This window comes from Paenibacillus glucanolyticus NBRC 15330 (genome assembly GCF_004000885.1).
GTDB classification, from domain to species: domain Bacteria; phylum Bacillota; class Bacilli; order Paenibacillales; family Paenibacillaceae; genus Paenibacillus_AQ; species Paenibacillus_AQ glucanolyticus.
Window position 1 is genome coordinate 84024 of the sequence record NZ_BIMC01000006.1, and the last position, 23424, is coordinate 107447.

The 23424-nt window shown below is 47.3% G+C and carries 25 protein-coding genes, 2 pseudogenes and 1 riboswitch; of the genes and pseudogenes, 23 read left to right on the forward strand and 4 right to left on the reverse strand.

Going from position 1 to position 23424, the window contains the following annotated elements:
- The first annotated feature begins 197 nt into the window (after positions 1 to 197).
- Positions 198 to 464, forward strand: coding sequence for a recombinase family protein (locus PGL02S_RS11775; protein ID WP_036640777.1), 267 nt, complete (start codon positions 198 to 200; stop codon positions 462 to 464).
- Between the two features lie 222 nt (positions 465 to 686).
- Here PGL02S_RS11775 and PGL02S_RS11780 read toward each other — a convergent pair.
- Positions 687 to 1145: pseudogene (locus PGL02S_RS11780) on the reverse strand (PucR family transcriptional regulator ligand-binding domain-containing protein); the annotation flags it as partial.
- 397 nt (positions 1146 to 1542) lie between these two features.
- Here PGL02S_RS11780 and PGL02S_RS11785 point away from each other — a divergent pair.
- The 5 genes from PGL02S_RS11785 (at position 1543) to PGL02S_RS11800 (ending at position 5494) form a co-directional block, all read left to right on the forward strand.
- Positions 1543 to 1854: a hypothetical protein gene (locus tag PGL02S_RS11785; RefSeq protein WP_051449219.1), complete on the forward strand. Its 312-nt coding sequence runs from the start codon at positions 1543 to 1545 to the stop codon at positions 1852 to 1854.
- Between the two features lie 27 nt (positions 1855 to 1881).
- Positions 1882 to 2007 carry a hypothetical protein gene (locus PGL02S_RS28770; RefSeq protein ID WP_255308627.1) on the forward strand — a complete coding sequence of 42 codons (126 nt, stop codon included), beginning with the start codon at positions 1882 to 1884 and terminating at the stop codon, positions 2005 to 2007.
- 213 nt (positions 2008 to 2220) lie between these two features.
- The gene (locus PGL02S_RS11790) at positions 2221 to 2448 is read left to right on the forward strand and encodes a glycine zipper domain-containing protein (protein WP_006208412.1); all 228 of its coding nucleotides are present in this window, start codon (positions 2221 to 2223) and stop codon (positions 2446 to 2448) included.
- 539 nt (positions 2449 to 2987) lie between these two features.
- Positions 2988 to 3863 carry a radical SAM/SPASM domain-containing protein gene (locus PGL02S_RS11795; RefSeq protein ID WP_036640775.1) on the forward strand — a complete coding sequence of 292 codons (876 nt, stop codon included), beginning with the start codon at positions 2988 to 2990 and terminating at the stop codon, positions 3861 to 3863.
- A gap of 158 nt (positions 3864 to 4021) precedes the next feature.
- Entirely contained in the window at positions 4022 to 5494 is a 1473-nt protein-coding gene (locus PGL02S_RS11800; protein ID WP_036640912.1) for a DEAD/DEAH box helicase, read from the forward strand.
- A gap of 134 nt (positions 5495 to 5628) precedes the next feature.
- Here PGL02S_RS11800 and PGL02S_RS11805 read toward each other — a convergent pair whose 3' ends face one another.
- On the reverse strand, positions 5629 to 6360 hold the full coding sequence (locus tag PGL02S_RS11805; RefSeq protein WP_036640773.1) for a class I SAM-dependent methyltransferase: 732 nt from the start codon (positions 6358 to 6360) through the stop codon (positions 5629 to 5631).
- A gap of 316 nt (positions 6361 to 6676) precedes the next feature.
- Between PGL02S_RS11805 and PGL02S_RS11810 the strand changes: the two genes are divergently transcribed.
- The 6 genes from PGL02S_RS11810 (at position 6677) to PGL02S_RS11835 (ending at position 11192) form a co-directional block, all read left to right on the forward strand.
- Positions 6677 to 7237 carry an MBL fold metallo-hydrolase gene (locus PGL02S_RS11810; protein WP_228030072.1) on the forward strand — a complete coding sequence of 187 codons (561 nt, stop codon included), beginning with the start codon at positions 6677 to 6679 and terminating at the stop codon, positions 7235 to 7237.
- Positions 7238 to 7619: 382 nt separating this feature from the next.
- Positions 7620 to 8165, forward strand: a complete 546-nt coding sequence (locus PGL02S_RS11815) for a histidine phosphatase family protein (RefSeq protein WP_036640769.1) — start codon at positions 7620 to 7622, stop codon at positions 8163 to 8165.
- A 224-nt stretch (positions 8166 to 8389) separates the two neighbouring features.
- Positions 8390 to 8578: a hypothetical protein gene (locus tag PGL02S_RS11820; protein ID WP_009593181.1), complete on the forward strand. Its 189-nt coding sequence runs from the start codon at positions 8390 to 8392 to the stop codon at positions 8576 to 8578.
- A 228-nt stretch (positions 8579 to 8806) separates the two neighbouring features.
- Positions 8807 to 9412: a DUF2087 domain-containing protein gene (locus tag PGL02S_RS11825; protein ID WP_036640768.1), complete on the forward strand. Its 606-nt coding sequence runs from the start codon at positions 8807 to 8809 to the stop codon at positions 9410 to 9412.
- Complete coding sequence (locus PGL02S_RS11830) at positions 9385 to 10047, forward strand: hypothetical protein (protein ID WP_244892237.1); 663 nt, start codon at positions 9385 to 9387, stop codon at positions 10045 to 10047. Before PGL02S_RS11825 ends, PGL02S_RS11830 begins: the two co-directional genes overlap by 28 nt.
- Positions 10048 to 10616: 569 nt before the next feature.
- Positions 10617 to 11192: a YecA family protein gene (locus tag PGL02S_RS11835; protein ID WP_036640765.1), complete on the forward strand. Its 576-nt coding sequence runs from the start codon at positions 10617 to 10619 to the stop codon at positions 11190 to 11192.
- A gap of 173 nt (positions 11193 to 11365) precedes the next feature.
- Here the strand turns inward: PGL02S_RS11835 and PGL02S_RS11840 are convergent, their stop codons facing one another.
- Positions 11366 to 11806 carry a hypothetical protein gene (locus tag PGL02S_RS11840; RefSeq protein WP_036640764.1) on the reverse strand — a complete coding sequence of 147 codons (441 nt, stop codon included), beginning with the start codon at positions 11804 to 11806 and terminating at the stop codon, positions 11366 to 11368.
- A 1382-nt stretch (positions 11807 to 13188) separates the two neighbouring features.
- Positions 13189 to 13292: riboswitch (TPP riboswitch) on the forward strand.
- A 145-nt stretch (positions 13293 to 13437) separates the two neighbouring features.
- On the opposite strand from PGL02S_RS11840, the gene tenA reads away from it, so the two are divergent.
- The 9 genes and pseudogenes from tenA (at position 13438) to PGL02S_RS11885 (ending at position 20010) form a co-directional block, all read left to right on the forward strand.
- The gene (tenA, locus tag PGL02S_RS11845; RefSeq protein ID WP_036642874.1) at positions 13438 to 14124 is read left to right on the forward strand and encodes a thiaminase II; all 687 of its coding nucleotides are present in this window, start codon (positions 13438 to 13440) and stop codon (positions 14122 to 14124) included.
- 49 nt (positions 14125 to 14173) lie between these two features.
- A complete protein-coding gene (gene thiM, locus PGL02S_RS11850; RefSeq protein ID WP_036642872.1) occupies positions 14174 to 15010 on the forward strand; it encodes a hydroxyethylthiazole kinase in 837 nt (278 codons plus the stop codon).
- Positions 15007 to 15555: pseudogene (gene thiD / locus PGL02S_RS11855) on the forward strand (bifunctional hydroxymethylpyrimidine kinase/phosphomethylpyrimidine kinase); the annotation flags it as partial. The gene thiM and the pseudogene thiD, both read left to right, overlap by 4 nt.
- A gap of 387 nt (positions 15556 to 15942) precedes the next feature.
- Positions 15943 to 16251: a bifunctional hydroxymethylpyrimidine kinase/phosphomethylpyrimidine kinase gene (locus tag PGL02S_RS11860; RefSeq protein WP_376167439.1), complete on the forward strand. Its 309-nt coding sequence runs from the start codon at positions 15943 to 15945 to the stop codon at positions 16249 to 16251.
- On the forward strand, positions 16248 to 16907 hold the full coding sequence (gene thiE, locus PGL02S_RS11865) for a thiamine phosphate synthase (protein WP_036642871.1): 660 nt from the start codon (positions 16248 to 16250) through the stop codon (positions 16905 to 16907). Before PGL02S_RS11860 ends, thiE begins: the two co-directional genes overlap by 4 nt.
- A gap of 198 nt (positions 16908 to 17105) precedes the next feature.
- Complete coding sequence (locus PGL02S_RS11870) at positions 17106 to 18278, forward strand: dicarboxylate/amino acid:cation symporter (RefSeq protein ID WP_006208429.1); 1173 nt, start codon at positions 17106 to 17108, stop codon at positions 18276 to 18278.
- 275 nt (positions 18279 to 18553) lie between these two features.
- The gene (locus PGL02S_RS11875; RefSeq protein WP_006208431.1) at positions 18554 to 18859 is read left to right on the forward strand and encodes a hypothetical protein; all 306 of its coding nucleotides are present in this window, start codon (positions 18554 to 18556) and stop codon (positions 18857 to 18859) included.
- A gap of 81 nt (positions 18860 to 18940) precedes the next feature.
- Entirely contained in the window at positions 18941 to 19447 is a 507-nt protein-coding gene (locus PGL02S_RS11880) for a hypothetical protein (protein ID WP_306085038.1), read from the forward strand.
- 125 nt (positions 19448 to 19572) lie between these two features.
- Entirely contained in the window at positions 19573 to 20010 is a 438-nt protein-coding gene (locus PGL02S_RS11885; RefSeq protein ID WP_036642866.1) for a hypothetical protein, read from the forward strand.
- Positions 20011 to 20152: 142 nt separating this feature from the next.
- On the opposite strand, the gene PGL02S_RS11890 is transcribed toward PGL02S_RS11885, so the two are convergent.
- The gene (locus tag PGL02S_RS11890) at positions 20153 to 20473 is read right to left on the reverse strand and encodes a helix-turn-helix domain-containing protein (RefSeq protein WP_036642864.1); all 321 of its coding nucleotides are present in this window, start codon (positions 20471 to 20473) and stop codon (positions 20153 to 20155) included.
- A 138-nt stretch (positions 20474 to 20611) separates the two neighbouring features.
- On the opposite strand from PGL02S_RS11890, the gene PGL02S_RS11895 reads away from it, so the two are divergent.
- Both PGL02S_RS11895 and PGL02S_RS11900 read left to right on the forward strand, forming a co-directional pair.
- Positions 20612 to 22036, forward strand: a complete 1425-nt coding sequence (locus PGL02S_RS11895; RefSeq protein WP_244892239.1) for a helix-turn-helix domain-containing protein — start codon at positions 20612 to 20614, stop codon at positions 22034 to 22036.
- A gap of 776 nt (positions 22037 to 22812) precedes the next feature.
- On the forward strand, positions 22813 to 23409 hold the full coding sequence (locus PGL02S_RS11900; protein WP_006208436.1) for a hypothetical protein: 597 nt from the start codon (positions 22813 to 22815) through the stop codon (positions 23407 to 23409).
- The last annotated feature ends 15 nt before the right edge of the window (positions 23410 to 23424 follow it).

Consider the following 23424-nt stretch of genomic DNA (forward strand, 5'->3'; position numbering starts at 1 on the left):
AAAAGAAGAAGGCGAACGGATCCTCCGTTTGGCCTTCTTCTTTTGAGGTGGGGTGAATTTCAATTAGTGCCATAAAGTATGATTTTTGGGACACTTTAGAATCCCTATGTTTCTACGTTCAAAACCATTAAAATGACTTTAGGAATGTTCCAAGATATTTAATCACTTTTTGAAACGACAAGATGGGAGTGGGACTGTTGAAACTGGCATATGGTCGAGTATCTACGAGGGACAAAAATTCGGAAAGGCAGCTCGTCAAATTTCGGGAGCTGGGTGTAGAGGAACGGTACATATCTGTGGATAAGTTAAGCGGCAAGGATTTTGAGAGACCAAAGTATCAGGCCGTGCGTCTTCTGATCCGAAGGAATGTGTCATATGAAATCCCGTCCAACCTGACGGATGGGAAAAGGAATGTTGAAGTCAAGTTTGTATCGACTGAAGGGAAATTGGCTGGTGGGGTATAGGGTGTCCGAAGTATCGACTAGGTTAAGAAGGAGAAGTTGGAGATGAACTAGAGAAGTACTTGTGTACGAGGTAATGGGATTCTTCCCCGTGAGACAAGATATTCGGAAGAACCACCAGGAAATACGCAATGTAGTTAATAATGCAAAACCCTAAATAAAAATTCGTCTCGCTATGCTATAACCGGAAACGGTAGCTCAATCAAGACGAGAAGACAGCTAGGATATACCGCCCCCTTCCAGCGGAATTTTGAACAGCGTATTATGCAGGTCGAGCGATCTGCGATTCAGCGCGTCATAATCGGCATTGGTCTTCTCATTAATGATCGCGATCACCTTGGACAGCGTGTATTCAAAAGGGAGCTCCAGCAGCGGAAGCCCATACTTGTTCGCCAGATCGATCATGTTTTGCGGAATACGGTCAAAATAACGTTTCATTTTGATGCACAGGCCCGCGCAGTTGTTCTCGGCCAATTCATGAATGACCCGATTCTGCAGCTCCTCGCTATCTTTAAAAATATATCCGGTGGATAAGAGCAGCTCATTCGAAGCCAGCCAATCGAATACATCCGGATTTTCAATAATATTCACAACGGATATTTGGTGATCAATTCCTGCCGAACCTGCAACGAGTTTAATGCCTTCGATCGCTTTGATCTGAAGGATGTCCCTGATGGTAAGCATTCTTAACACACACCTTTGTTTTTGTTCTCATTGTGCAATGTGCACAGTGAATATGCGATGTTTTAGTTTCGCTGTACAATGACCGGAGTGTAGCCCTGGATTACAATAAGGGTGTCAGGAGCGGTTCGTAACTTCAACTGTGATATAATTCACAAAATATCCTTTTGGCAGTGGAAAGTCATTCACCTCAAGGTCATTTATCCACAACTAAGGCATGGCCGATCCAAGGTGAATGAAACATTCAAAGGGATAGCCTGACAAAAGACAGCACTTGTCCATTTGTAAGCTAAGGAGGCGATATGACGGGAAGCTGCGGAAGAAAACCAGTACTGAAGCCGTTTGTGTTGTAAGCGCAGCCATCTCTTGCGATGCGGGATTCCTTCAACAAATAAGAAGCTTGAAATTTTATGGGACGGTACACACCATCTTTGATCGAACGGTGAACCTGAAGTGTCCGAACGGTGAATTATATACGATTGCCACTGACAGTGTGGACAATGCTCCGAATACGCTGATCACGGACATCGACAGCTTTTCGAAAAAGGGGCTGGCGATTGGAGATCAGGTCTATGCGGAGGGAGAGCGGTTATACGTAGGGAAGAATGCAGCTGTTATGCTTCAGCAAGTCCATGTATGGCGGAGCAAGCTCCCATCCTATTCGGAAGAAGAAGAAATCTTAAGAAACCATGTAGCTGCAGCCCAGTTATGAATTGAAGCTCATGGCAAGGCCGGCGGGATGAAGCGATCGGCAGAGACCGCAAATCCTTTGGATCAGGAAATGGATAGATTGCTGAGAGAGCGCTCTGCGGGGCTTCTTGAAGCGTTATCCAAAGGCGAAGTCAGTCTTGCATTCATTTCGTAATTGCATGTTCATTGAAGCAGTCTTGGTACCGTTTACATAATCCCATAATCCGCAAACATCGTCTAAAATACGCAACTTATTTTGGAGTGGACAAAGATCTGAGCAGGTTATACTTTTAAGAATTCTTTCAGATCCGTTAGGGCAAGATATGGTTTGGAACAACGTCTGGCAAGATGGAGCTGTTCCTATCACAATGTCGAAGGAGTGAGATGGATGGCTAATAAAAATGATCGTAATCAAAAGGTTGATTCTGACCGCGACACGACCAACATGGATATTGACGCTGGAGAAGCCTTAGGAACTGCAGGCGGTGGCGTCGTAGGTGCTGCCGTTGGTTCCATATTGGGTCCAATCGGCACGATTGCAGGTGGTATCGCAGGCGCAGCATTGGGTAACAAAGCTGGCGATGCTGCAGAGAATGACGACAACGATTCAAAATAAGCTGCGTTAGTACAACCATCTGCGCGAGTAAATTAAGCGGACCCGGGGATTCCCGCCTTCGATTATTTGTAGCTGCATGTTTAAAAGAACCGCGCTCCCGCGCGGTTCTTTTATAAGAGGGACCGTATGAAGAAAGATATGCGCTGCTATCATTGTTTTTAGTATTTTACTTAGCGGTTGTAGAATGCAACAGCGATACCTACTAATACGGAACAGAAAACCGGGACAGAGGTTCCTGAACGAGAAAATGATGTACCACAATTCACACCGCTTGATGAAGTAACTATGAAGGCGCTCAAAAGGGGTCGATAATAGTAACCGTCAAATCACTTGAAGATAAAATGCTACTTGAAGAACGTAAGTTTTGGTATTATATTGCCTTGAATGAAGAAGAAGGAAAATGGAAGACAGAATGGCATCAGATAGCATTTGTAGTTGTAGCTGTATAGGCCCGCCTATGGTACGATATGAGGGATTGGCAAGCGACTAAGCTAGCAAATCGCCATGCCACCATAGACATCGGGATTGGGGATAACATCTTGAAGACGTTTAAGAAAGTTTACATAGAAATTACGAGTATTTGTAATCTGGCCTGCACGTTCTGCCCGCCTACGGAGCGCAAGGCCAACTTCATCAAGGTAGAGGATTTTGCGAGAAGATTGGACGAGATCAAGCCGCACACCCGTTATATTTATCTGCACGTGAAGGGGGAGCCGCTGCTCCATCCGAAGATCGACGAACTGCTGGATATCAGCCATGAAAAAGGATTCAAGGTCAACATCACGACCAACGGCACGTTGATCGCGAAGAACCGGCATAAGCTGCTGGGCAAGCCAGCGCTGAGACAGATGAACTTTTCCCTCCACAGCTTTGATGGACACGAAGGTTCAACGAACCGCGAGGGATATTTACGGGAGATTCTATCCTTTGTCCGTGCCGCAGAGGAGTTTAAGGTCATCTTTTCATTCCGTTTATGGAACCTGACGCAGGACAATGCAACCAATCTGGACAAGAGCCGAAATCGCCAGACGCTCGAAATATTGGAGCAGGAATTTAATCTGGACTACCGAATCGAGGAGAGGGTTGAACCCGGCGGGGGCGTGAGGGTGGCGGATCACGTCTATCTGAACCAGGATTACGAGTTCCAGTGGCCGAGCCTGACAGCGCCGGAGGATGAAGGAAAAGGCTTCTGTCATGCGCTTCGCAGCCAGGCGGCCATTCTTGTGGATGGCACGGTTGTGCCATGCTGTCTGGATGGGGAAGGTGTCATCAACCTGGGGAATATTCATCAGAAATCCTTCTCGGACATCGTGGACGGGGAGCGGGCGAATAATCTCGTAGATGGCTTTTCGCGGCGGGAAGCCGTTGAGGAATTATGCAGAAAATGCGGGTATCGGCAGCGGTTTGGAGCTTAAACCAGAGAAGCGGAGAAAAATTCCGCTTCTTTTTTTGTACCAATCTGTGGTATCGTTATGTGTTATGACGTAAAGGAACGGCTTGTGGAGACTCTAAGAAGAGATGCCCCATGTTACGTGATGCGAAAAATATAGCTATTCACCATAAAGGAGATTCCATGACATTTCAAGATTTAAATATATCCCCTGTAATTCTTAAGGCTTTAGCGAAGGAGAATTACAAGGAGCCAACGCCGATCCAGGCTCAGGCGATCCCGGCTGTGCTGGCCGGCAGAGACTTGCTGGGCTGTGCCCAGACCGGAACAGGGAAAACAGCCGCTTTTTCGGTACCCATGATCCAGTTATTGAACGAACAACCCCCTAAACCGGGCATGGCGCGACGCATTCGTGCATTGGTATTGTCGCCGACCCGGGAGCTTGCCCTGCAAATTTCGGATAACGTCAAGGCCTACAGCCAGTTCACGAAATTGCGTTCTACCGCTATTGTTGGCGGCGTTTCGCAGAAGACGCAGGAACGGGCGCTCCAGCAAGGTGCGGACATCCTGATTGCGACCCCGGGCCGACTGCTGGATCTCATGAATCAGAAGCGTATCGATCTGCAGCATGTGGAGATTCTGGTGCTGGATGAGGCTGACCGTATGCTGGATATGGGTTTTATCCATGACGTGAAACGTATTATCTCCAAAATGCCGAGCAAAAAGCAAACGCTCTTCTTCTCGGCCACGATGCCTGCGGAGATCACCCAGCTTGTAAAAACATTGCTGCAGAATCCCGTAAAAGTTGAGATCACACCGGTATCTTCTACGGCTGAACGAATCAAGCAATCGGTGTATCTGCTGGAAACCGGGAATAAACAGAAGCAATTGAATGAGCTGATGAAGGATCCATCCATCGTGTCCGCATTGGTCTTTACTCGTACGAAGCGCGGCGCTGACCGAGTTGTGCGCGATCTGACCAAGGTGAATATTACGGCACAAGCCATTCACGGCAACAAATCCCAGGTCAGCCGCCAGACGGCATTGAAAAATTTCAAGAGCGGGGAGACCCGGGTGCTGGTGGCGACGGATATCGCCGCCAGAGGCATCGACATTGACGAATTGTCGCATGTCATTAACTTTAATCTTCCTAATATCCCGGAAACGTACGTTCACCGGATTGGCCGCACAGGGCGTGCTGGCCTTAGTGGGACGGCGATTTCGTTCTGCGAAGTGGACGAGATTCCTTTTCTCCGCGATATTGAAAAACTCATCGGAAAGCCCATTCCCGAGGTTAAAGATCATGACTTTCCGATGTCGAGTTCATTAAGATCCGCCAAGGTGGACCGTTCCCCGAAATCGGGCTCGGCAAGACCGGGCAATGCCAAGTCGGCGGCGGCCAGACCTGCTAAGCCCAAGGGTGATGCAGCCCGCAAGCCGAAGGCCGACACGGCACGCAAGCCGAAGCCGGACGCAGTGCGCCATTCGAGCACGGATACCGCGCGTAAACCCAAGGTGGACGCAGTTAGTAATCCGTATTCAGAGATGGCACGTAAGCTAAAGGCGGAAGTAACGAATAAGCCCAAGGATGGCCAAGCCCGTAAACGCAGGTCTGAAGGATTCAATAAAGGCAGCAAGGCAGGCAGAACCTCGTAAGAGGAGTTGACGATTAACGGATGAGTTTATGCAGGCGTTCCCGCTATTCCACAATCATCCTAAACAGAAGAACAAGAAGCACCCGTTCCCTTCATTGAAGTGGACGGGTGCTTTTTTATTCGAAATGGTATGTATTACGCATTCTTTCTTCCCACAAGAAACAGGAACAACGGAATTCTGAGCCTGCGCTCATAGGTTTCGTCGTTCGTAAAATTCTCTCGCACCGGCTTGGACTCTCGAAGCTGTTCGACGATAAAGCCGGCTTTCTGCATCGCTCGGAAGTAAGCCTCGACGGTACGATGGTATTTATGAACGGTGCCGCCGAGCCATTGTTGTTCGCGGTAGCCCTCGTTAAAGTAATGGTCCACCACCCAGTTGGTTCTTGTACCCGATGGCTGAAGGGTGGAGGTGATGACGGGATGCTCGACGGAGAAGATCAACCGGCCGTTTGGCTTCAAGGTCTGATGAATGCAGCGGAAGACATGCTCAATATCCTGAAGGTAATGAATGGCAAGTCTGGACAGCACCAGATCGTAGGCATCTGGCGGGTACGTATAATCCTCTATCATCGTGTGTACTACGGTACCATTGCTGTAAGCTGCAAGTGAACTGGAGGCGGCTTCGACCATATTGCGGGAACCCTCGATGCCGACATAAGTGGAACAGCCCTTATCCAGCAGTTCGGCGCCATATCCGGCATCTCCGCACCCGAGGTCCAAAATATGCTGATCGGAGATATCCCCGAGCAGCTGCGAGATGACGGGCTTCTCTAACGTATCGTTGGCGTTCTCCTGCCATTGCCTCCGCAACATGTACTTCTCGAAGTTACTTTCGTTATCGTAAAACTCTGATCCGCGATAGCTCATAAGTACCTCCTTCAAAATATCTTCCTGGATCTACCATGGTGTATGGTAACATATCGGAGGGTGGTATAAACCATATTCCGGGAAAAAAGTTAAGAGCGAAGCGACTAACAAGTTAGAGTAAACACGCGCATTCCATGTTGACTTTAGACTAACACGCGTCATAGAATCTGATAAGAACACAATTACGAGTAAGCTTCATGATCGAAAAAATGACAGATAGCGAGAGTGAATGATGAAAATTCAAAAGATAAAGAATAGAAGCGTTTTGTTTACCAACCATATCCCCTCGGGATGGGATTTAAATGTCCAGCTTATTATGGGAGACCGGAATAATTACATCATTGATACGGGTCTGGGATCTTTGAACATCGAACCAGTTAAAGAATACATAAAGCACGACCACAAGCCCATCATTGTGATCAATACACATCATCATTGGGATCATATATGGGGGAATGGTTCGTTCCGGGACTGCACCATCGTATCTCACAAGCTATGCAGGGACATGATGGATTCCGGCTGGGAAGACATGATCCAGAAAAACAAGAGATTCATTGAGGGTGAAGCAGAATTGGTCCTTCCCAATCTGACATTCGATAACGAATTATATTTCCCTGAGGACCATATACGAATCATGTATACGCCAGGACATACTGTGGATTCCATAAGTGTACTGGATGAAGCGGACAAGGTGATCCATGTTGGCGATAACGTCGGAGACTCCATGGATGAGATCATCCCAAGCCTATATGTAGACAAGGAAATTTATATTCGGACACTGCTGAACTATAAAGAAATGGATTTTGACACTTGTATATCGGGTCATAATATCGTTTTGGATCAGCAGATCATAGAACAAATATTGAGCAAGCTTTAGGACAACCGGGCAGCTCTGCAGTGGACTAGTAAATAACCGAGTGAGAAAAAGGGGGGGGAATCCCTCGTTATCACTCGGTTTTCTAGTATCCGTCAATGCGTTTGGATTTTGATTGTCGGTTGCCTCACCGCGTCCGGGTATGAAGATCGCGCGGATAAAGCTGTTCGGAAGCAGGCGGATGAAGCTTGGCATCGAATGATTCCTCCTATCGGAAACTTGGGTTGGGCTGATTGTGAGATAAACCGAATTTATTGCCCGCCTTTTTTAACCGTAGAGAGTTCGCCTTATGTTGGATGATGGTGACCTCAATCTGACCGGTCATGCAGCCATGAGCCTTATCAAGGGTTCACAAGGATTAATGGGTTAAGGAGGTGCCAATTCCATGAAAAAAATATACGTCGTGCGGCATTGCCAAGCGGAGGGACAAGCTGCGGATGCTCCGTTAACCAGGGAGGGGGTCCGGCAATCGCATGCGCTTGCGGAATTTCTGTCCGACAAAGGGATAGACCATATGGTTTCGAGCACTTATCGCAGAGCCTATGACACCATATCGCCTTTGGCGGATCGCATGGGCATACAGATTAAACGGGACGAGAGGCTAATGGAGAGAGTTCTATCGGGCAAGAACGTTCCTGCATGGCGCGAGATGCTGCGCAGAACCTATGATGATATGGACCTGTGTTATGAGGGCGGAGAATCCAGCAACAGGGCGATGAATCGTGCGGTTCGTGTAGTGGAGGAGATATTGCAGAGTCCCAGCCAAAATGCCGTCATCGTGTCACATGGCAATCTGATCTCGCTCCTGTTGAAGTATTACGATAACCGAATCGGTTTCCGAGAGTGGGAGGCTCTGTCCAACCCTGACGTGCACCAGCTTAGCTTCCAACAATCAGATGTTCCGGATATACACCGAATATGGAGCCCTTAACGGCAGGCACGAAGCCATGTATGTAAAAAAGAATTCATAAGCATTTATTCCCTATATTTGGCGGCACGCCTTCCTCTATAATGGAATTGCACAGGTATAGCAGCGCGTGAATCCTAAAGATCAGACTTCATATAACAAAGGTGAAGCGCATTGTGGACGAGCTATATACGTGTATGGGTTCGCAAGATCATTAGAGAGATTATGAAATAAAGGGGATATGAATCATGGCCAAAACCAAACGGGGCCGCGCACTATGGAACATGCCATCACGCGGTCGCGGCACATGCCCGGTATGCAGCACTTCGCGCATTAAGCTGCTCTACGTTGCCAACAAGTCTGACGGCACGGCGCTTAAGGTATGCAAGAGATGCCAAAATGCCGATCAGAGCAGAGTAGACGCGGCGGTTGTGTAAGCTGGGACCCAGCGATTAGCCGCAGTGTGCAAATCAGGCCGAGCGCCGAGTAACAACCAGAGTCATTAGAGACCCGTTCCTTCGATAGAAGGGCGGGTTTCTTAGTTTTGCTATTGAAGCCTATTTATCATGGATAGGTTTACATTTTATTCCTCATGGTTTAACATCTAATTTAACGATTGATAAATTAGATGGTTGTTAAATTATTTAGGGAGCTGAGGATTGGCTATGCAATTGGACAAAGTGGTCAGTTATCATAAAGCGCTGGCGGACCCGACCCGAATCAAGATGCTCATCCTGCTTGCCGAAGGGGAGTTGAACGGACAGCTTCTGGCTGAGAAGATTGGCGTCACACCGGCGACGATCACCCATCATGCTGCCAAGCTGCGGGAAGCGAGTCTCATTAATGAGCGCAGGGACAAGAACACGATCTTTTTTTCGCTGAATGATTATTTTATTAGAAATACCGCGACGGCGACGGAAAACCTGATCTATCAAAGAGTACGTTCAACTGGCGGCTCGGAGCGCGTGTTGGATGAGGATCAACGGATGAAGGATTCCGTTATGAAGAGCTTTTTCACTTCCGCTGGGAAATTGAAGAGTATTCCTGCCCAGTTGAAGAAGAAACTCATCGTGCTCACGCATATGGTATCTCAGCTTGAAAAGGAACGAAAGTACAGCGAGAAGGAGATCAATGAGTTCATTAAGGGCTATCATGAGGATTTTGCGACCCTTCGCCGAGAGTTCATCATGCACCATTTCATGTTCAGGAATGACGGGGTGTATGTGCTGAATCCGCAAGAAATGTGGGCAAGGTGGAAGGATTTATCGTGACCACGGTTGGCATATTGGGAGTGACCCATGACGAGGGGCTGAGACAGAAGTACAATTTGACCCTGGATGTCATCAAGGAGCTCATTCTTGAGTTCGAACCGGATGTTATTTGTGGAGAGGTCCTTCCGAGCAGTTGGGAGCAGTACCAGCAGGACAGCTCCCATCGTGGATACTGGGGTGAGCCAGCCAGCGAGTATTGGGATTTGATCTTTCCGTTATGCGAAGAGAAGAAATATGAGTTCGTGCCGATCGATTGGGTAGAACTTGATGTGTGGAACGATTTTGACCCTTTTCACAGTTACGGCGAGCTGCAAAAGCAGCAGTTAAATGCCGAGCTGGATGAGTGGTTTGAGCGGCAGCTGTCGACTTGGGCATCGGGTTCGATTCCTCTAAATTCAGCAGCGTACGATCGGGTTACGAAGGAGAAGTATGAATGGCTGGAGCGAATCAATCCGCAGGCCCATCTACTCAGGTGGGTATGCCGGCATCTGATCATGAATCAGCGAATCAAGAATGCTATTGGGCAGCATGCGGGAAAACGGCTATTATGTATTGTAGGCGCAGACCATAATCATGCGCTGTATGAAGGGCTGGCCCCGGTAAAGGATATCCAGCTGGTATATCCGCTGAGGTAAGGCGCGGCCAGTGCAAGTCCCTTAGGGGGTCTTGCAGGCTCCAAAGGCGCGCTCGCGGCTCGCGCAAGTCCCATAAAGGGACTTGCAGCTCCGAAAAGAGGCGCTCGAGCCGGCAAAAACAACAAGAGTCAAGGAGCTGTTTATCGCTTGGGGACAACTTCATAGAGAAAGGAATCGAGCTAGGCTGCCCAAGTGACGACTCGGCGTCAGGGGATATTGGGATCGCTGTCTGTGACCATTGGGCTGGGCCAAATGTGCCATATGATGCGGATCTATGGAAACTTTACCAAAAATGGTACAAGTCTATTATAGGTTCTAACAAATTTGTTACATCCTACTTGCGCTATGACGATATTATAGAATAATATGAAAGAGCGCGGCTTTCATAGTGGAAAACTCGCGCTTTTTTTGCTATCTAACTTGCCTGAGTACCTCCTTATCGGAAGCCCCCCTATAAGAGAGTGTGATGACGAGTAAGGCCGGCATGCCTTAAGTTCGACAGGCTTGAGATGCGCATTTTTATATTTTCCATGTATAATAGAAGAAATCATTCAAATAGGAGCTAGGAAATGAAAAAGCTAGGAAGAAACGATCTATGTCACTGCGGAAGCGGCAAAAAGTACAAAAGATGTTGTCTTGAAAGAGATGAACGCACGGTTTACGGTAAAGTCATCCAGTTCCCTGGTGCGAAAGCAGCAGAGCCTAAGCTACAGGTCGATCAATTGCAGCAGATGATTAACGACAAGCTGGGGTGGATGGACTGGAACGACGATGAGCATCGCGAGCTTGCAGAGTCCGTGTTTCCTCAGATTTGCAAGGATTACGAATTGCAGGATGAGCAGCAGCTGTTTCAAGTGTTCAGTCTCTTGATGGTCTGGAACAGCTTCTCCAGAGAAGCCAATCCGAAGTACCGCAAACAGGGCGGATATGCAAGTGCGTTAGAATATATAGTAACCTCATCGCTGAACATTTCAACGACGAAGGCTGATATTGCGAAGAAGCACGAGGTTTCCGTCGCCACGTTGACGCGCAACAGCGGTCAGATTCAAGACTTTATGGATGGAGTAGCGGCATCCGGTGACGACGCGAACGTCGACGATGAAGAATCCAATGGGGAAGACAAGGACATGTCCCTGGGACGCTAGAATTCGCTTAAAATGAAATCGAATTGAATGCGGATTCCTCGCATTCCGGTATATAGCTGTGGTCGCTCCAATGGGAGCGGCCACTTTGCGTTGAATAAGCCAAGCTGATCACATGAAGGCACTGGATATTACAATCTGATCACCTATGGTGGATTCGAGTGAGCAGCACAACCTTACCCCCTGCGTGCCCCTGTCAGCATCCAGCCTAGGGCAAGGCCATACGCCAGATGCCCGGTCAGCCAGAACGCCAGGGCGGTGAGGTCGGACAACGCCGGTGTGCGAACGGACAACGCCGTGGTGGGGAACAGAAGAAGTCCAACGGCAAGACAGACCAGGATAACCAAAGACATGCTGCGTTTACGAGACCATGCTTTTTGCTGCAGGAAGAGGGTTAGAGCCATGCTCAGCAGGACGGAGATTAGAAGGTGCAGCATAAACTCGGTGAGTTCGGATAGCTGCAGTTCCTTCAGGACAGGCACGTAATCAACGTTCAGGAGCAGCGTGTAGACTTTGTATGAGGTGAAATGCTCTACCATATTCAAGATCAGTCCAAGGATGATACCGGCGGCAATGCCTGCCCAGACCGATTGGGTAAACCTGTACTTACGCCACATGAGCGACATTCCCCCTTTAGTTGCCATTGTATAACACTCGTCTATTGGAGTGAAACGAATCTTCACAGTAGAATAAGAGCGAAGCTGACTACGCGGGGAAGCGCAATGAACATAATCAGATAACCTAATATACTAGCCTGGTCGCCAATACCACTATTTCACGAGTAACCCTGGTTCGTGCCGCTGTCCTCGACATATTAAAGGACATCAGATCCGCTATTTGCCTCATTTAGTCCCTTTTTTGAATCTAACGGACTCAGGATTCCTTATTACCTCATAAAACAGCGAATTTACCGACTCATATCACAAATAGCGTATCTCATGTCCGTTAGTCTCAAAAGTAACACTTTTCTAGCAAAATAACGTATCCTCTGTCCGTTAGCGCAAGAGCAGTATGCCCACAACAATCACAACAATCATAACCATAACCATGAATAACACCATCACACTACCATCATTACAGCGCAGCAGACTTCAGATGATGCACGGCGTTACGGACGTCAAGCCATCCGGAATGGGCGTGAGCTCTGCTGCGCCAATACCACTATTTCACGAGTAACCTTGGCTCTTGGCGATGTCTTCGACATATTAAAGGACATCAGATCCGCTATTTGCCTCATTTAGTCCCTTTTTTGAATCTAACGGACTCAGGATTCCTTATTTCCTCATAAAACAGCTAATTTACCGACTCATATCACAAATAACGCATCTCATGTCCGTTAATCTCAAAAGTAACACTTTTTTAGCAAAATAACGTATCCTCTGTCCGTTAGCCCCAAGAGCAGCATGCCCACAACAATCATAACCATCATAACCATCACAAACCCCCGGTATTATCGTAGATCCAGGTGAGTTGATTGTGCCCATAACCATCATAACCATCACAAACCCCCGGAGTATTATCGTAGATCCAGGTGAGTTGAATGTGCCCACACCCACACCCATAACCATCACGACTACCACCATTTCAGCACAGCTGAATTTCTTGAGACTGCGTTACGAAGGTGCAGCCATCCGGAATGGGTTTAACAGCTTTCGATTGGTTCGTCATCAATAGGCTCCTCTTCAAATCATGTATTTATTTGAATTGCTCGGATGTACTCATTATGGGGATATGCCTTTGAAGCGCCAGTGTTTCAGTGTATCGAGATCAGTTTTTATGCGAATATGGCTATTCCGGTAAGTGCGGTGTCCTAACGTTGACTCCGCCGTTCCTTCCGTTGGCCCTAGTACACCTTATCTCAGCCTAAAATCCTTCGCTCAATCACACAACAACGAGCTCACCTGATATTGCACAGGTTCGTGCATAAGAATTTCGTTAACCAACGGTTAACGTTTGACACCATCCAAAAACCTATGTACAGTAATAGACAAAAGAATAGGAAGTCCACTAGGGGAGCCGTTGGCGGCTGAGACAAGAGTGTATCTTGGACCCTTTGAACCTGATCTAGTTCGTACTAGCGTAGGAAAGTGGAGCCTTCGTATATAAGGCCTCGGTACGTTTTTCTATCGTACCCGGGCTTGTTGACGAAGCCGCTCCAGTTTTCGGGGGCGGCTTTTTAGCGTTGCCTTGAAGGCTGTGTGCGTAACCGGACTTCCTGCTTTTCAATTCATGAGAGGTGGGGATAAGTATGAGTTTCACGCAATTGCTTCGCAGGCAGTCGGATGGCATTTTTCAAGCGATTTTTTATCATCCCTTTGTGAGAGGGATTGCTGCAGGAACATTATCGAGGGAACAACTGATTCACTATGTGAAGCAGGATTTTGAGTATTTGAACGCCTACATGCGGATTTATGGCATCGCCATATCCAAATCTACCAGCAGGAATGAGATTGCGACTTTTAATGAACAGATTTCTTTTATTCTGAACAGCGAGATTCATCCGCATCAGAACTTTTGCGCTGCCGCAGGGGTGACCTACGAGGAGCTTCAGGGGTATCCGCTTGCGCCGTCCGCGCATCATTATATCCGTCACATGTTGACGGTGGCGCATGAGGGCAGTCTTGGCGAGATTATGGCAGTGCTGCTGCCATGTCCCTGGACGTATCTGGAGATTGGCCGCAAGCTGCTGGATGAAGTGAAGCCGGGTGAATCTCACCCGTTCTATGACTGGATTTATTTTTACGGCAACCGCGGGGAAGAGGCGACGGCGAAGTTTTGTAACGGTGTCGACCTGTGGGCGGAAAGCGCCACAGCGGCGGAGCGGGAGCGGATGACGGAGCATTTTATGCTGAGCTGCCAGTTGGAGTACATGTTCTGGGACATGGCTTACAAGCAGGAGGAGTGGCCGGTGCAGATGCAGGCTGCGGTGCTGTAAAGAGTAGTGTCTGTAACGATCTAGCATAGATAAGAGAGGCTGAATTCATATGATGATATGGGAAAAAGAGGTTTCGGCGCTTTTGAGCAAGGTACAGCAGACAGGCCCCCTCGTTCACAATATGACAAACGTGGTGGTTACGAATTTTACGGCTAACGGCTTGTACGCGCTGGGCGCGTCGCCGGTAATGGCATATGCGCCGGAGGAAGTGGCGGATATGGCTGCCATCGCGGGTGCCGTGGTGCTAAACATCGGCACGCTGAACCGCGAGCTGGTAGACGCGATGATTACCGCCGGGCAATCGGCGAATGCCCATGGCGTACCGATTCTATTGGACCCGGTCGGTGCGGGCGCGACCCGCTTTCGGACGGAGTCGGCGCAGCGGATCCTGCGCGAAGTGAAGGTTTCGCTGGTGCGCGGGAATGCGGCTGAAGTGGCTCACCTTGTTGGGGAGGCCCGCGAGATCAAGGGTGTTGACGCAGGAAGCAGCGGGGACCTCGGCAATGCCGAGCTTGCGGTTCGGGCTGCGCGGGAGCTGGACACCATGGTGGTGATCACAGGTAAAGAAGACGTGATCACCGACGGGACTGATGTTCGCATCATTACCGGCGGCCATGCGCTGCTCACAAAGGTCACCGGAGCAGGTTGCCTGCTGACCTCGGTCCTGGGTGCTTTTGCCGCAGTTGAATCCAACATGCTGCTTGCAGGCACAGCGGGCCTGGCCTTCTATGGCGCAGCCGCCTCCCGGGCAGCGGAGCGTACGGCTGATCTTGGGCCGGGGAGCTTCCAGAACGCTTTTCTGGATGAGCTGTCCAAGCTTCATCCAGGTTCGCTGCAGGGTTACGCGGCCATCCGTGAAGCTGCTGCTGCAGGTGGTGCGCGATGACAGAGGTTCGCGTACCTCGGGTGTTGACCATTGCCGGATCGGACAGCGGAGGCGGTGCCGGAATCCAGGCGGACCTAAAAACCTTCCAGGAGCTCGGCGTGTACGGCATGTCGGCTATAACCGCCATTACCGTACAGAATACTTTGGGGGTTCACGGCGTCTATCCGCTGCCCCCGGAAGCTGCGGCGGAGCAGATCGAAGCGGTAGGCTCGGACCTTGGGGTAGACGCATTGAAGACCGGGATGCTGTTTAACGCTGAGATCATCCGTCTTGTTGCTGATCAGATCCATAAATTTGGCTGGGAGAAGGTTGTTGTCGATCCGGTGATGATTGCCAAGGGAGGCGCCGAGCTGCTGCAGAACGAAGCGGTGCTTGCAATGAAAGAGCACCTCCTGCCACTGGCGTTGGTGGTTACCCCTAACATCCCGGAGGCGGAAGTATTGGCAGGGATGCGCATTCGGACGATGGAGGACCGGCGAGAGGCTGCAAGGCGTATTCATGCGCTCGGTCCGAAGATCGTTGTTATTAAGGGCGGCCATGATGAGGGAGGACCTGACCGAGAAGATAGGGATCACGAAGAAGCCCGGATATATGGCATCAGCGCAGGGGCGGATCGGGAAGAGAATTTGGAAAAACATTCGGAAGAACATTCGGAAGAACATTCGGAAGAACATTCGGACAAATACATGAAAGAGATTTTGGCAGAACACACAGAAGAGCAGATGGAAAAACACATGGACAAACACCAGGAGGATCACACAAACAATCACAAAAACAATCACAAAAACAATCACATAAACGATCACATAAACGATCACATGGAAGATATTTTGAAAGAGAACACGGAAAAGCACATGGAAGTGCATCTGGATGTTGTGAATCATCCCGATGATCAAACAAGAACAGCCATGCACCCGGAGAAGTATAGTCACATGAACTCCCCCATTTTCAAAGCTGTAGGAAATGATAGAGATCCTCAAGTCATCGATCTTATATATGATGGTGCTGCCTTCACGGAACTCAGCGGGAAGCGGGTGAATACCGTTCATACACACGGGACCGGCTGCACCTTCTCAGCAGCAATCGCTGCAGGCTTGGCTCAGGGCATGAGCGCATTCGATGCCATTCGAAGCGGGCGCTCATTCATTCAGGCGGCCATTGAAGACGGCTTGAACTTGGGGCAAGGACATGGGCCGACAAATCATTGGGCGTATCAACGTCGTCTGGGGGTGCTCCGATGACGGGGAGGATCGCACCCGAGATGATGAGACAGCATCTGCGAATGTACCTCGTACTCGGCAGTGTGAACTGCATCGCTGAACCGGAATGGGTTGTGCAGGAAGCCATAGTCGGCGGTGCGACCATGGTCCAGTTCCGGGAAAAAGGGCGAGCTGCGCTTACCGGCGAGCCAAGGATTCAGCTGGCACGCCGAATCCGGAATCTGTGCCGCCAGGCCGGTGTTCCGTTCATCGTCAATGACGATGTGGGGCTGGCTCTCAAGCTGAACGCCGACGGCGTGCACATCGGCCAGGACGACGAATCCGCGGCTTCCGTCCGTGAGCGGATCGGTAAGCGGATTCTTGGCGTCTCCGCGCATACAATAGAAGAAGCTCGCCGGGCGATCCTCCACGGCGCCGATTATATCGGTGTCGGTCCGATCTATCCGACCGTCTCGAAGGAGGATGCCAAACCGGTGCAGGGCCCGGGACTTCTGCGGGCCATGCGCGCAGCCGGAATCGATATGCCGATCGTTGGGATCGGCGGGATAACGGCAGAGAAGGCGGAAGAAGTGGTTGGAGCGGGAGCCGATGGTGTTGCCGTGATATCCGCCGTGACTGCTGCAGGGTCTGTTCGGGATGCAGCTGCCAGCATCAGAGCCAAGGCTGACGTTATCTAGAATTGAATCGGAGACGAGGCATTCCATTATTAAAGCGTAGTGTGGGTCGGCACAATCCACCGAAAGATGCAGATGTCATATTTTGACTAATGACAATGATATCCAAAATATGATAAAGTTTGTTTATTCCGTCTCCGACGGAATATCGTCCGTTCGGAGTGGACAATAAACGAAAAAACATCTGTAGGTGATCGTGACATGAAGAAGAAAAAACTCGGCTTACTGCCGAAAATCCTGATTGCCATTATCCTAGGTATTGTGATCGGCTCATTATCGCCGGAATGGCTGGTTGCATCCCTGGCTACGTTTAGCGGGTTGTTCGGGAACTTCCTTGGTTTTGCTATTCCATTAATTATTATCGGATTCATTGCTCCCGGAATCGGAGAGCTCGGAAAAGGAGCAGGTCGTCTGTTAGGTGTCACTACCGGGCTTGCGTATATCTCCACGGTTCTAGCCGGTCTGTTAGCGTTTGTAGCAGCGACATTATTGTATCCGCATGTGCTGGAGGTTGGCGGCCTGATCAATTCCTATACCAATCCGGAAGAGGCGCTGCTGGAACCTTTTTTCAAGGTGGAGATGCCTCCCGTATTCGGCGTCATGACGGCTCTGCTGCTGGCCTTCACGCTTGGGCTGGGAGCGGCTGTTATCAAGGGACAAGCTTTGCAGAAGGTGATGGTGGATTTCCGGGAGATTGTTGAGAAGCTGATCGCCTCGGTCATCATTCCGCTGCTGCCGTATCATATCCTCTGCGTGTTTGCCAATTTGACCTATGGCGGGCAAGTGACTATGATCCTGTCGGTATTCGCAAAAGTATTCATTATGATCATTGCGCTGCACGTGCTTTTCCTGGTCATACAATATTTCGTTGCAGGTCAAGTCGCGCGCAAGAATCCGTTTACCCTGCTGAAGAACATGGTGCCGGCCTATTTTACGGCTATAGGTACTCAATCCTCGGCTGCGGCCATTCCGGTTACGCTGCGTCAAACCAAGCTGAACGGGGTCCGTGGGAAGGTGGCTGATTTTGTTATCCCATTGTGTGCAACCATTCACCTCTCCGGCAGTACGATTACGCTGGTAAGCTGCTCCATGGCGGTTATGCTGCTCACGGGTATGCCAGCTTCCATCGGGACGATGTTCCCGTTCATCCTGATGCTCGGAATTACGATGGTCGCCGCTCCCGGCGTTCCTGGAGGTGCTGTTATGGCAGCTTTGGGTTTGCTCGAGTCGATGCTGGGTTTCGATACAACGCTGACCTCGCTCATGATTGCCCTTTATATTGCGCAAGACAGCTTCGGCACAGCCTGTAACGTAACAGGAGATGGAGCGATTGCCGTGATCACGGACGGCGTGAGCAGGTCGGAACCTGCGTAGCATGCTGTACGTTAAGAGCCAGTTCAACACCTATTCGTGTGTTGGGCTGGTTTTTTTGTGGCATCGATGGCTTATTGCGGACGTTGGATTTTTTCTCGGTAAAATTAGAGGGGTTGAGGATGTTGGAGGGGAAAATTTTATGGATAATCTCGCTGACAGTTAACTTGTAAAATTACGAAAGAAGAAAGCAATGCATCCCATCTAGCATCAAATAATTTCACTAAATCATAGAGCGGTTGCAAGCAGTGTTTTTATGAAGAGGAGAACAACCTATTATGAAAAAGAAAATATCTCTGTCTTTATCCGTTATTTTGTTAGTAGCGATGCTGGCATTTTCCCCTTGGATCACGGAGTCTTTCGCAAAGACAAGAGCCATGACAGACTTTGAGAAGAAATGGGAAAGTACCTCGGACGGTTGTGGATTTAATTGCTCGGGCTGCGGGTTTTTAAGTTCCAAGAAGGTGATGTTTGGCCGGAACGTGGAGTTGGCATTTGCTTGCGGTCTATCTCCAACAACGAACGGAGAAATGGAGAAAACGAACGGCAAGTTTTTCGTTTCGTTTTTGGGGACTGTGCATTGACTGTAAGATTATAGCCTTATAACTTCCAAGCAGAATCTAATAGACTTAATAATAGGAAGAAATGACTATATCACGAGAGGAGTGGATAGTTTGGAGAACCTTGAAATAATACTAGAGGGCATCCGAAAAAATGAGTTAGATAGGTTAGTATCTGATGAACTAAAAATTAACTCAACAGAAGTTAAGTCTTCCCATTTCTTTGACAACATCAGTGGAGCAGATTTTGAATTCCATCAAATCAAAAGTCTCATGGATGGGCTTTCACCGATTGGAACGGGGAACGTGTTTCTGAACCAAATGGAAATAGGATGTGGCTTAAAAGATGTGATGATTATATTTTCCTTTGATGAAGAATTTGGAGATATTACATTTAATTTTTCGGAGAATGAGCTATTCGATGGCAATAGTTCGGATGTAAGGCTGAAAGCCAAAAAAATATTAGAATCTCTTGTGGTTCTGAGAGATAAATTCGATATTCCAAAAATCAGAATCGGTTTTGAGCCTGCATCTGACGATGATACTTGCCTAGTGGAGATTGGTCCGGAAGCAGTTGATCTAGAAAGTGCCGTAGAACTTATTTTTAGATAGTCCCCAACTCCTTAAGAGCGCAACTCCCCTCTTAAGTTCTTAGCAAACACAGTCCTCATTATGATGAGTCAATTGCTAATGATACGCATATTCCATTTACTCCATAATAAAGTGAGGAGAGAAATTTGAATATAGAAGATCTGAAAGAGACACTCTCAGGCTCTGATCATGAAGAAAAGATAGAAATTCTAAGTCATCTTCATGATATTTTTGAGTCCTACAACCATTCAATTGATAATATTGAAGGCTTAATTGAATGGTTGCTGGATTTTGGCATCAAAGAACAGAATAATGAGATCAAAGAGGAAGCATTTAATACAATACTTACAGCAGCAACTTATAAGAAAATAGATAACATTAATTTTGATATCTTAGCGAATCAACTTGATGATTTGCCGGAATCATGTCTTCACTACGCGTTAACGACTTTAAGTTTCACTTTCAGGAAAAAATATTTACCGTTTCTAGTTAAGTACGCGAATCATGAAAACGCTGGGGTTAGAGCAGATGCTTTGAATGCTATAAACGAAATAAAAGGATACTCGGCAAAAAAAGACGAATAGGCAAGATCGTTAGGATAAGGTGTTAGGTTTACTGTTGGGTGGATATGGAAAGGTTATAGTCGCTCCCTTTTGATCCTGACTGGTGTTATAAGAAAAAAAGAGATACTCATGAATTGAGAAATCTCTTTTTTATGTATGTTATCTAATTCCGATATAACTCCTTAAGGATGTTCAATCCTTTAAATTGGTTTTCCTCATCCTGCTGCAATAGCAGCGAGTTAATTTCAAGGATGATGTCATTATCTTTTTTACCTAGTGACATAAAGTCAAAGAAGTCGATATTTAGCGCTGTTGTAATTTTTTCGAGGGTTTGAACAGTGAAATTGCCTTCTCCTCTTTCCAGCCTGCCTATATAGCTAAATGAGGACCCGATTTTTTCGGCAAGCTCCTCTTGAGTTAAGTTTTGGTTTTTTCGTATTTCTCGTATCGCAATGCCCAATGTTATTGCAACCGATTTATCCATAATATGTATCGACTCCTCTTATACAAGAAGTGTAGACGAAAGGCAGTTATTATTGGAGTCACTAAAAGATTTATTTTATACTGAAAATTGTCCTTAAAAGATATGGTGCTTGAGAGGATTTTTTGATAGGTTGTAAATATGTATAATTTTGGTGGGTCATTCGCTATTATTATATATATTAACCAAATTATGGATGTTCCAAAGCGAGAATATTCTTATTGGAGGTTGTTTGAAATGATACATACAACCACGATACGGTCAGAACTGGAGACTTACCTCAAGAAGACGGGATTAACGATAAATCAATTTGGAGAGCTATCCAAAATTAACTCAGGAACATTAAGTACTATCATTAAGGGGGTTCGACCCATTGCCATGCAGCAGTTGGATCGTATTGTTGCAGCTATGGGATTGCCTGAGGGCAGCTTTTATGAGTTATATCTGGAGGAATGTTTCAGTTATCCACTCAATTGGAGAAGGATGAAGCCATTTTTAAACCGCTGTGCCGAACTGGATAAGCTGGAGTTAATTCGGAAGGTTGTACGATACATGACAGATAACCTAGCCTATGTACCGTTACTCTTTGATACAGCTGAAGTTTTATTAAACCAAGAAAAGCGTTCAGCAGCAGCAATCATATACGAATCTGTAGCCGAAAGCGAAAAATATCAACATTCAGAGCGATTAGCACTATGTCACTACCGATTATTTACAATATCCATAGGGCATGATCAGGAAAAGAATCTTCGGGCAGCCACCAAATTTGAGGGATTCGTCGAGCGGTTAGATGAAATAGATCAATTGGATGCGTTGAAAGACTTAGTAAATATCTATAGTTCCCTTCGACAATGGGAAAAGGTTGAGGAACTAGCAGAAGAGATGGGCCGTAAGGCAACTATTCAGTACACTTACAAATACGAACAGGCTAAAAGGTATGATCTCGAGAAGGAACCTAAACGCCCGTTATTTTTGTACATTATATACTCCTATTTATTGCTATCGGGTGTTTGTGATGAACGAGGAGATTATGAGCAGGCTCTACGATATGTATCACTATACTCTGAACTGAGCTGGGTTCAAGAGGATTCGGAAGAAAGTCATCTAATTATAAATCAATATAAAATGTGGGCAGTGGCCAATACATACTTATACCAGCTGATGATGGGGAAGGTTGAGGTTCTGCCTCAATATGTAGCATATGTTGAATCGAGAGAAGCTGAGATCCTTCCAGCACTAATCAAAATTGTTCAAGCTGCTAATAAGTATAATTTCAACATTGATTTTGTTCTCGAAAAATTCGAAAGTCAAATTTCTTCATACGCACTGAAGCAAGCCGATATTGGAACATATACTTATCAAGTGGTGGCCGATCAATATACTCGTTTTTTAAGCGAGTTATCTCTTTATTACTTGCGTAGTCAACGATATGATAGCGGTATAAACAGCTTGTTAGATTGTTTGGCTTCAGCTAGTGAAATACATAGTATTGCTATTCCAAAGAACTCAATAGTTGAGAAGGTTATTTATATGTTGAATAATCACAAATTCACTAGCAAAGGATGAGAAGGAAATCCTTGAAGCATGCGTTATTTAGTAAGTAATTATAAGTGGTTTCTGACATAACAAATTAAGGGATATGATATGATTTTATTAGTGGTAGTAGCGAGTTTAGTGCGAATGTAAAGCGAACATAAAATACCAGGCAGATTCGCACCATGTTATATCCTTATAATACATTAATATGAAAAATATATATTTTTTATTTATGTCTATATGGATTAATATCTGTTTTTTTCTCTATAATTTCGTTATTTATAGTTTGATTTGACCGAAAAACGGAGTCGCACCCTATAAGGGTGCGTGGATTGAAATAATGCAGAGCTGGCGAAGTTAACCGAATTGTTTAAGTCGCACCCTGCATGGGTGCGTGAATTGAAGTTGAAACTAAATTTGATGGCAGAGGTGAACCTGTGAGAATGACGATTCTCGTACAAGTTGTTTTACTTGGCTGGGATCCTGTTGTCTCCCACGTATATCATCATGAGCCGTGGTGATCAGGCGATAGGTCGCTTTCCATCCAAACGGGTTGCTCTGCCTCAGGCAGGGTTGCTCTTCGCGACATAGGGGATGCATCCACTTGTCCATCCCCCCGGAGGGGGATTTCAAGAAAGGGTTAACCCGCTATAATGAGCCATAGGCCGTGCACAGCCGCGAAATAAATTATTTGAAATTGAATATACATTGCCGAAATATGGGAGATCATGTATTGTTCATGAATATTTCATCTGCTATGATTTTGTATTAGGTATAAAGAATCAGAGAATTGGGGTTGAAGATCGATGAACCGTAAAATGATAGTAACCACAGCCGCTTCTTTGTTAGTCGGTGTGGTTGCAGGCACAGGCATTATGATGAATGATCAGGCTTACCAGTCGGTGAAGCAGGCAGTAGGCGGAAGCGCAACAAATAACTCGATTGGTCAGATCGATATCACCAGTATGGATATTGAGACCGCATTGATGGCTGTACAGCAGCAGCGGACTCAATTGCTGGATACACAGCTTAACAACCAGATTCAAGACGTGCAGAAGCGCAACGAGGAAATCGCCAAGAAGAACGATACGATGGCGGAGATTAACGGTGCCTTGGCCGGTGAATCGGTAAATGGCCAGTATTTGATTCCGGATGATCTCGCCGCCAAGCTTGCAGCGGAAGGAATCGCGGACGCATCCAAGAAGGAATACACGGCAGAAGAGCTTATACAAGCAACCGAGAAGCTTAAGGGGTCCATCGACAATCTTTCGAATTCCCAGCAGATGGACATGCTCCAATTGCAGTCGATGACAAACAAGCGCAACGAAGCCTTTGACGTAATGTCGAATTTCATTAAAAAAATGGAAGATTCGCGCAGCAGCATCATTGGAAATATGCGATAATAGAGTCGTTACATA

Bases quoted from the DNA above. Each gene is read 5' to 3' on its own strand.
- PGL02S_RS28770 (WP_255308627.1), top strand. From the start codon at position 1,882: ATGAAGCGATCGGCAGAGACCGCAAATCCTTTGGATCAGGAAATGGAT.
- PGL02S_RS11790 (WP_006208412.1), top strand. From the start codon at position 2,221: ATGGCTAATAAAAATGATCGTAATCAAAAGGTTGATTCTGACCGCGAC.
- PGL02S_RS11800 (WP_036640912.1), top strand. From the start codon at position 4,022: ATGACATTTCAAGATTTAAATATATCCCCTGTAATTCTTAAGGCTTTA.
- PGL02S_RS11805 (WP_036640773.1), bottom strand. From the start codon at position 6,360: ATGAGCTATCGCGGATCAGAGTTTTACGATAACGAAAGTAACTTCGAG.
- PGL02S_RS11810 (WP_228030072.1), top strand. From the start codon at position 6,677: ATGGGAGACCGGAATAATTACATCATTGATACGGGTCTGGGATCTTTG.
- PGL02S_RS11815 (WP_036640769.1), top strand. From the start codon at position 7,620: ATGAAAAAAATATACGTCGTGCGGCATTGCCAAGCGGAGGGACAAGCT.
- PGL02S_RS11820 (WP_009593181.1), top strand. From the start codon at position 8,390: ATGGCCAAAACCAAACGGGGCCGCGCACTATGGAACATGCCATCACGC.
- PGL02S_RS11825 (WP_036640768.1), top strand. From the start codon at position 8,807: ATGCAATTGGACAAAGTGGTCAGTTATCATAAAGCGCTGGCGGACCCG.
- PGL02S_RS11835 (WP_036640765.1), top strand. From the start codon at position 10,617: ATGAAAAAGCTAGGAAGAAACGATCTATGTCACTGCGGAAGCGGCAAA.
- PGL02S_RS11840 (WP_036640764.1), bottom strand. From the start codon at position 11,806: ATGTGGCGTAAGTACAGGTTTACCCAATCGGTCTGGGCAGGCATTGCC.
- tenA (WP_036642874.1), top strand. From the start codon at position 13,438: ATGAGTTTCACGCAATTGCTTCGCAGGCAGTCGGATGGCATTTTTCAA.
- thiM (WP_036642872.1), top strand. From the start codon at position 14,174: ATGATGATATGGGAAAAAGAGGTTTCGGCGCTTTTGAGCAAGGTACAG.
- PGL02S_RS11860 (WP_376167439.1), top strand. From the start codon at position 15,943: ATGAACTCCCCCATTTTCAAAGCTGTAGGAAATGATAGAGATCCTCAA.
- thiE (WP_036642871.1), top strand. From the start codon at position 16,248: ATGACGGGGAGGATCGCACCCGAGATGATGAGACAGCATCTGCGAATG.
- PGL02S_RS11870 (WP_006208429.1), top strand. From the start codon at position 17,106: ATGAAGAAGAAAAAACTCGGCTTACTGCCGAAAATCCTGATTGCCATT.
- PGL02S_RS11875 (WP_006208431.1), top strand. From the start codon at position 18,554: ATGAAAAAGAAAATATCTCTGTCTTTATCCGTTATTTTGTTAGTAGCG.
- PGL02S_RS11890 (WP_036642864.1), bottom strand. From the start codon at position 20,473: ATGGATAAATCGGTTGCAATAACATTGGGCATTGCGATACGAGAAATA.
- PGL02S_RS11895 (WP_244892239.1), top strand. From the start codon at position 20,612: ATGTATAATTTTGGTGGGTCATTCGCTATTATTATATATATTAACCAA.
- PGL02S_RS11900 (WP_006208436.1), top strand. From the start codon at position 22,813: ATGAACCGTAAAATGATAGTAACCACAGCCGCTTCTTTGTTAGTCGGT.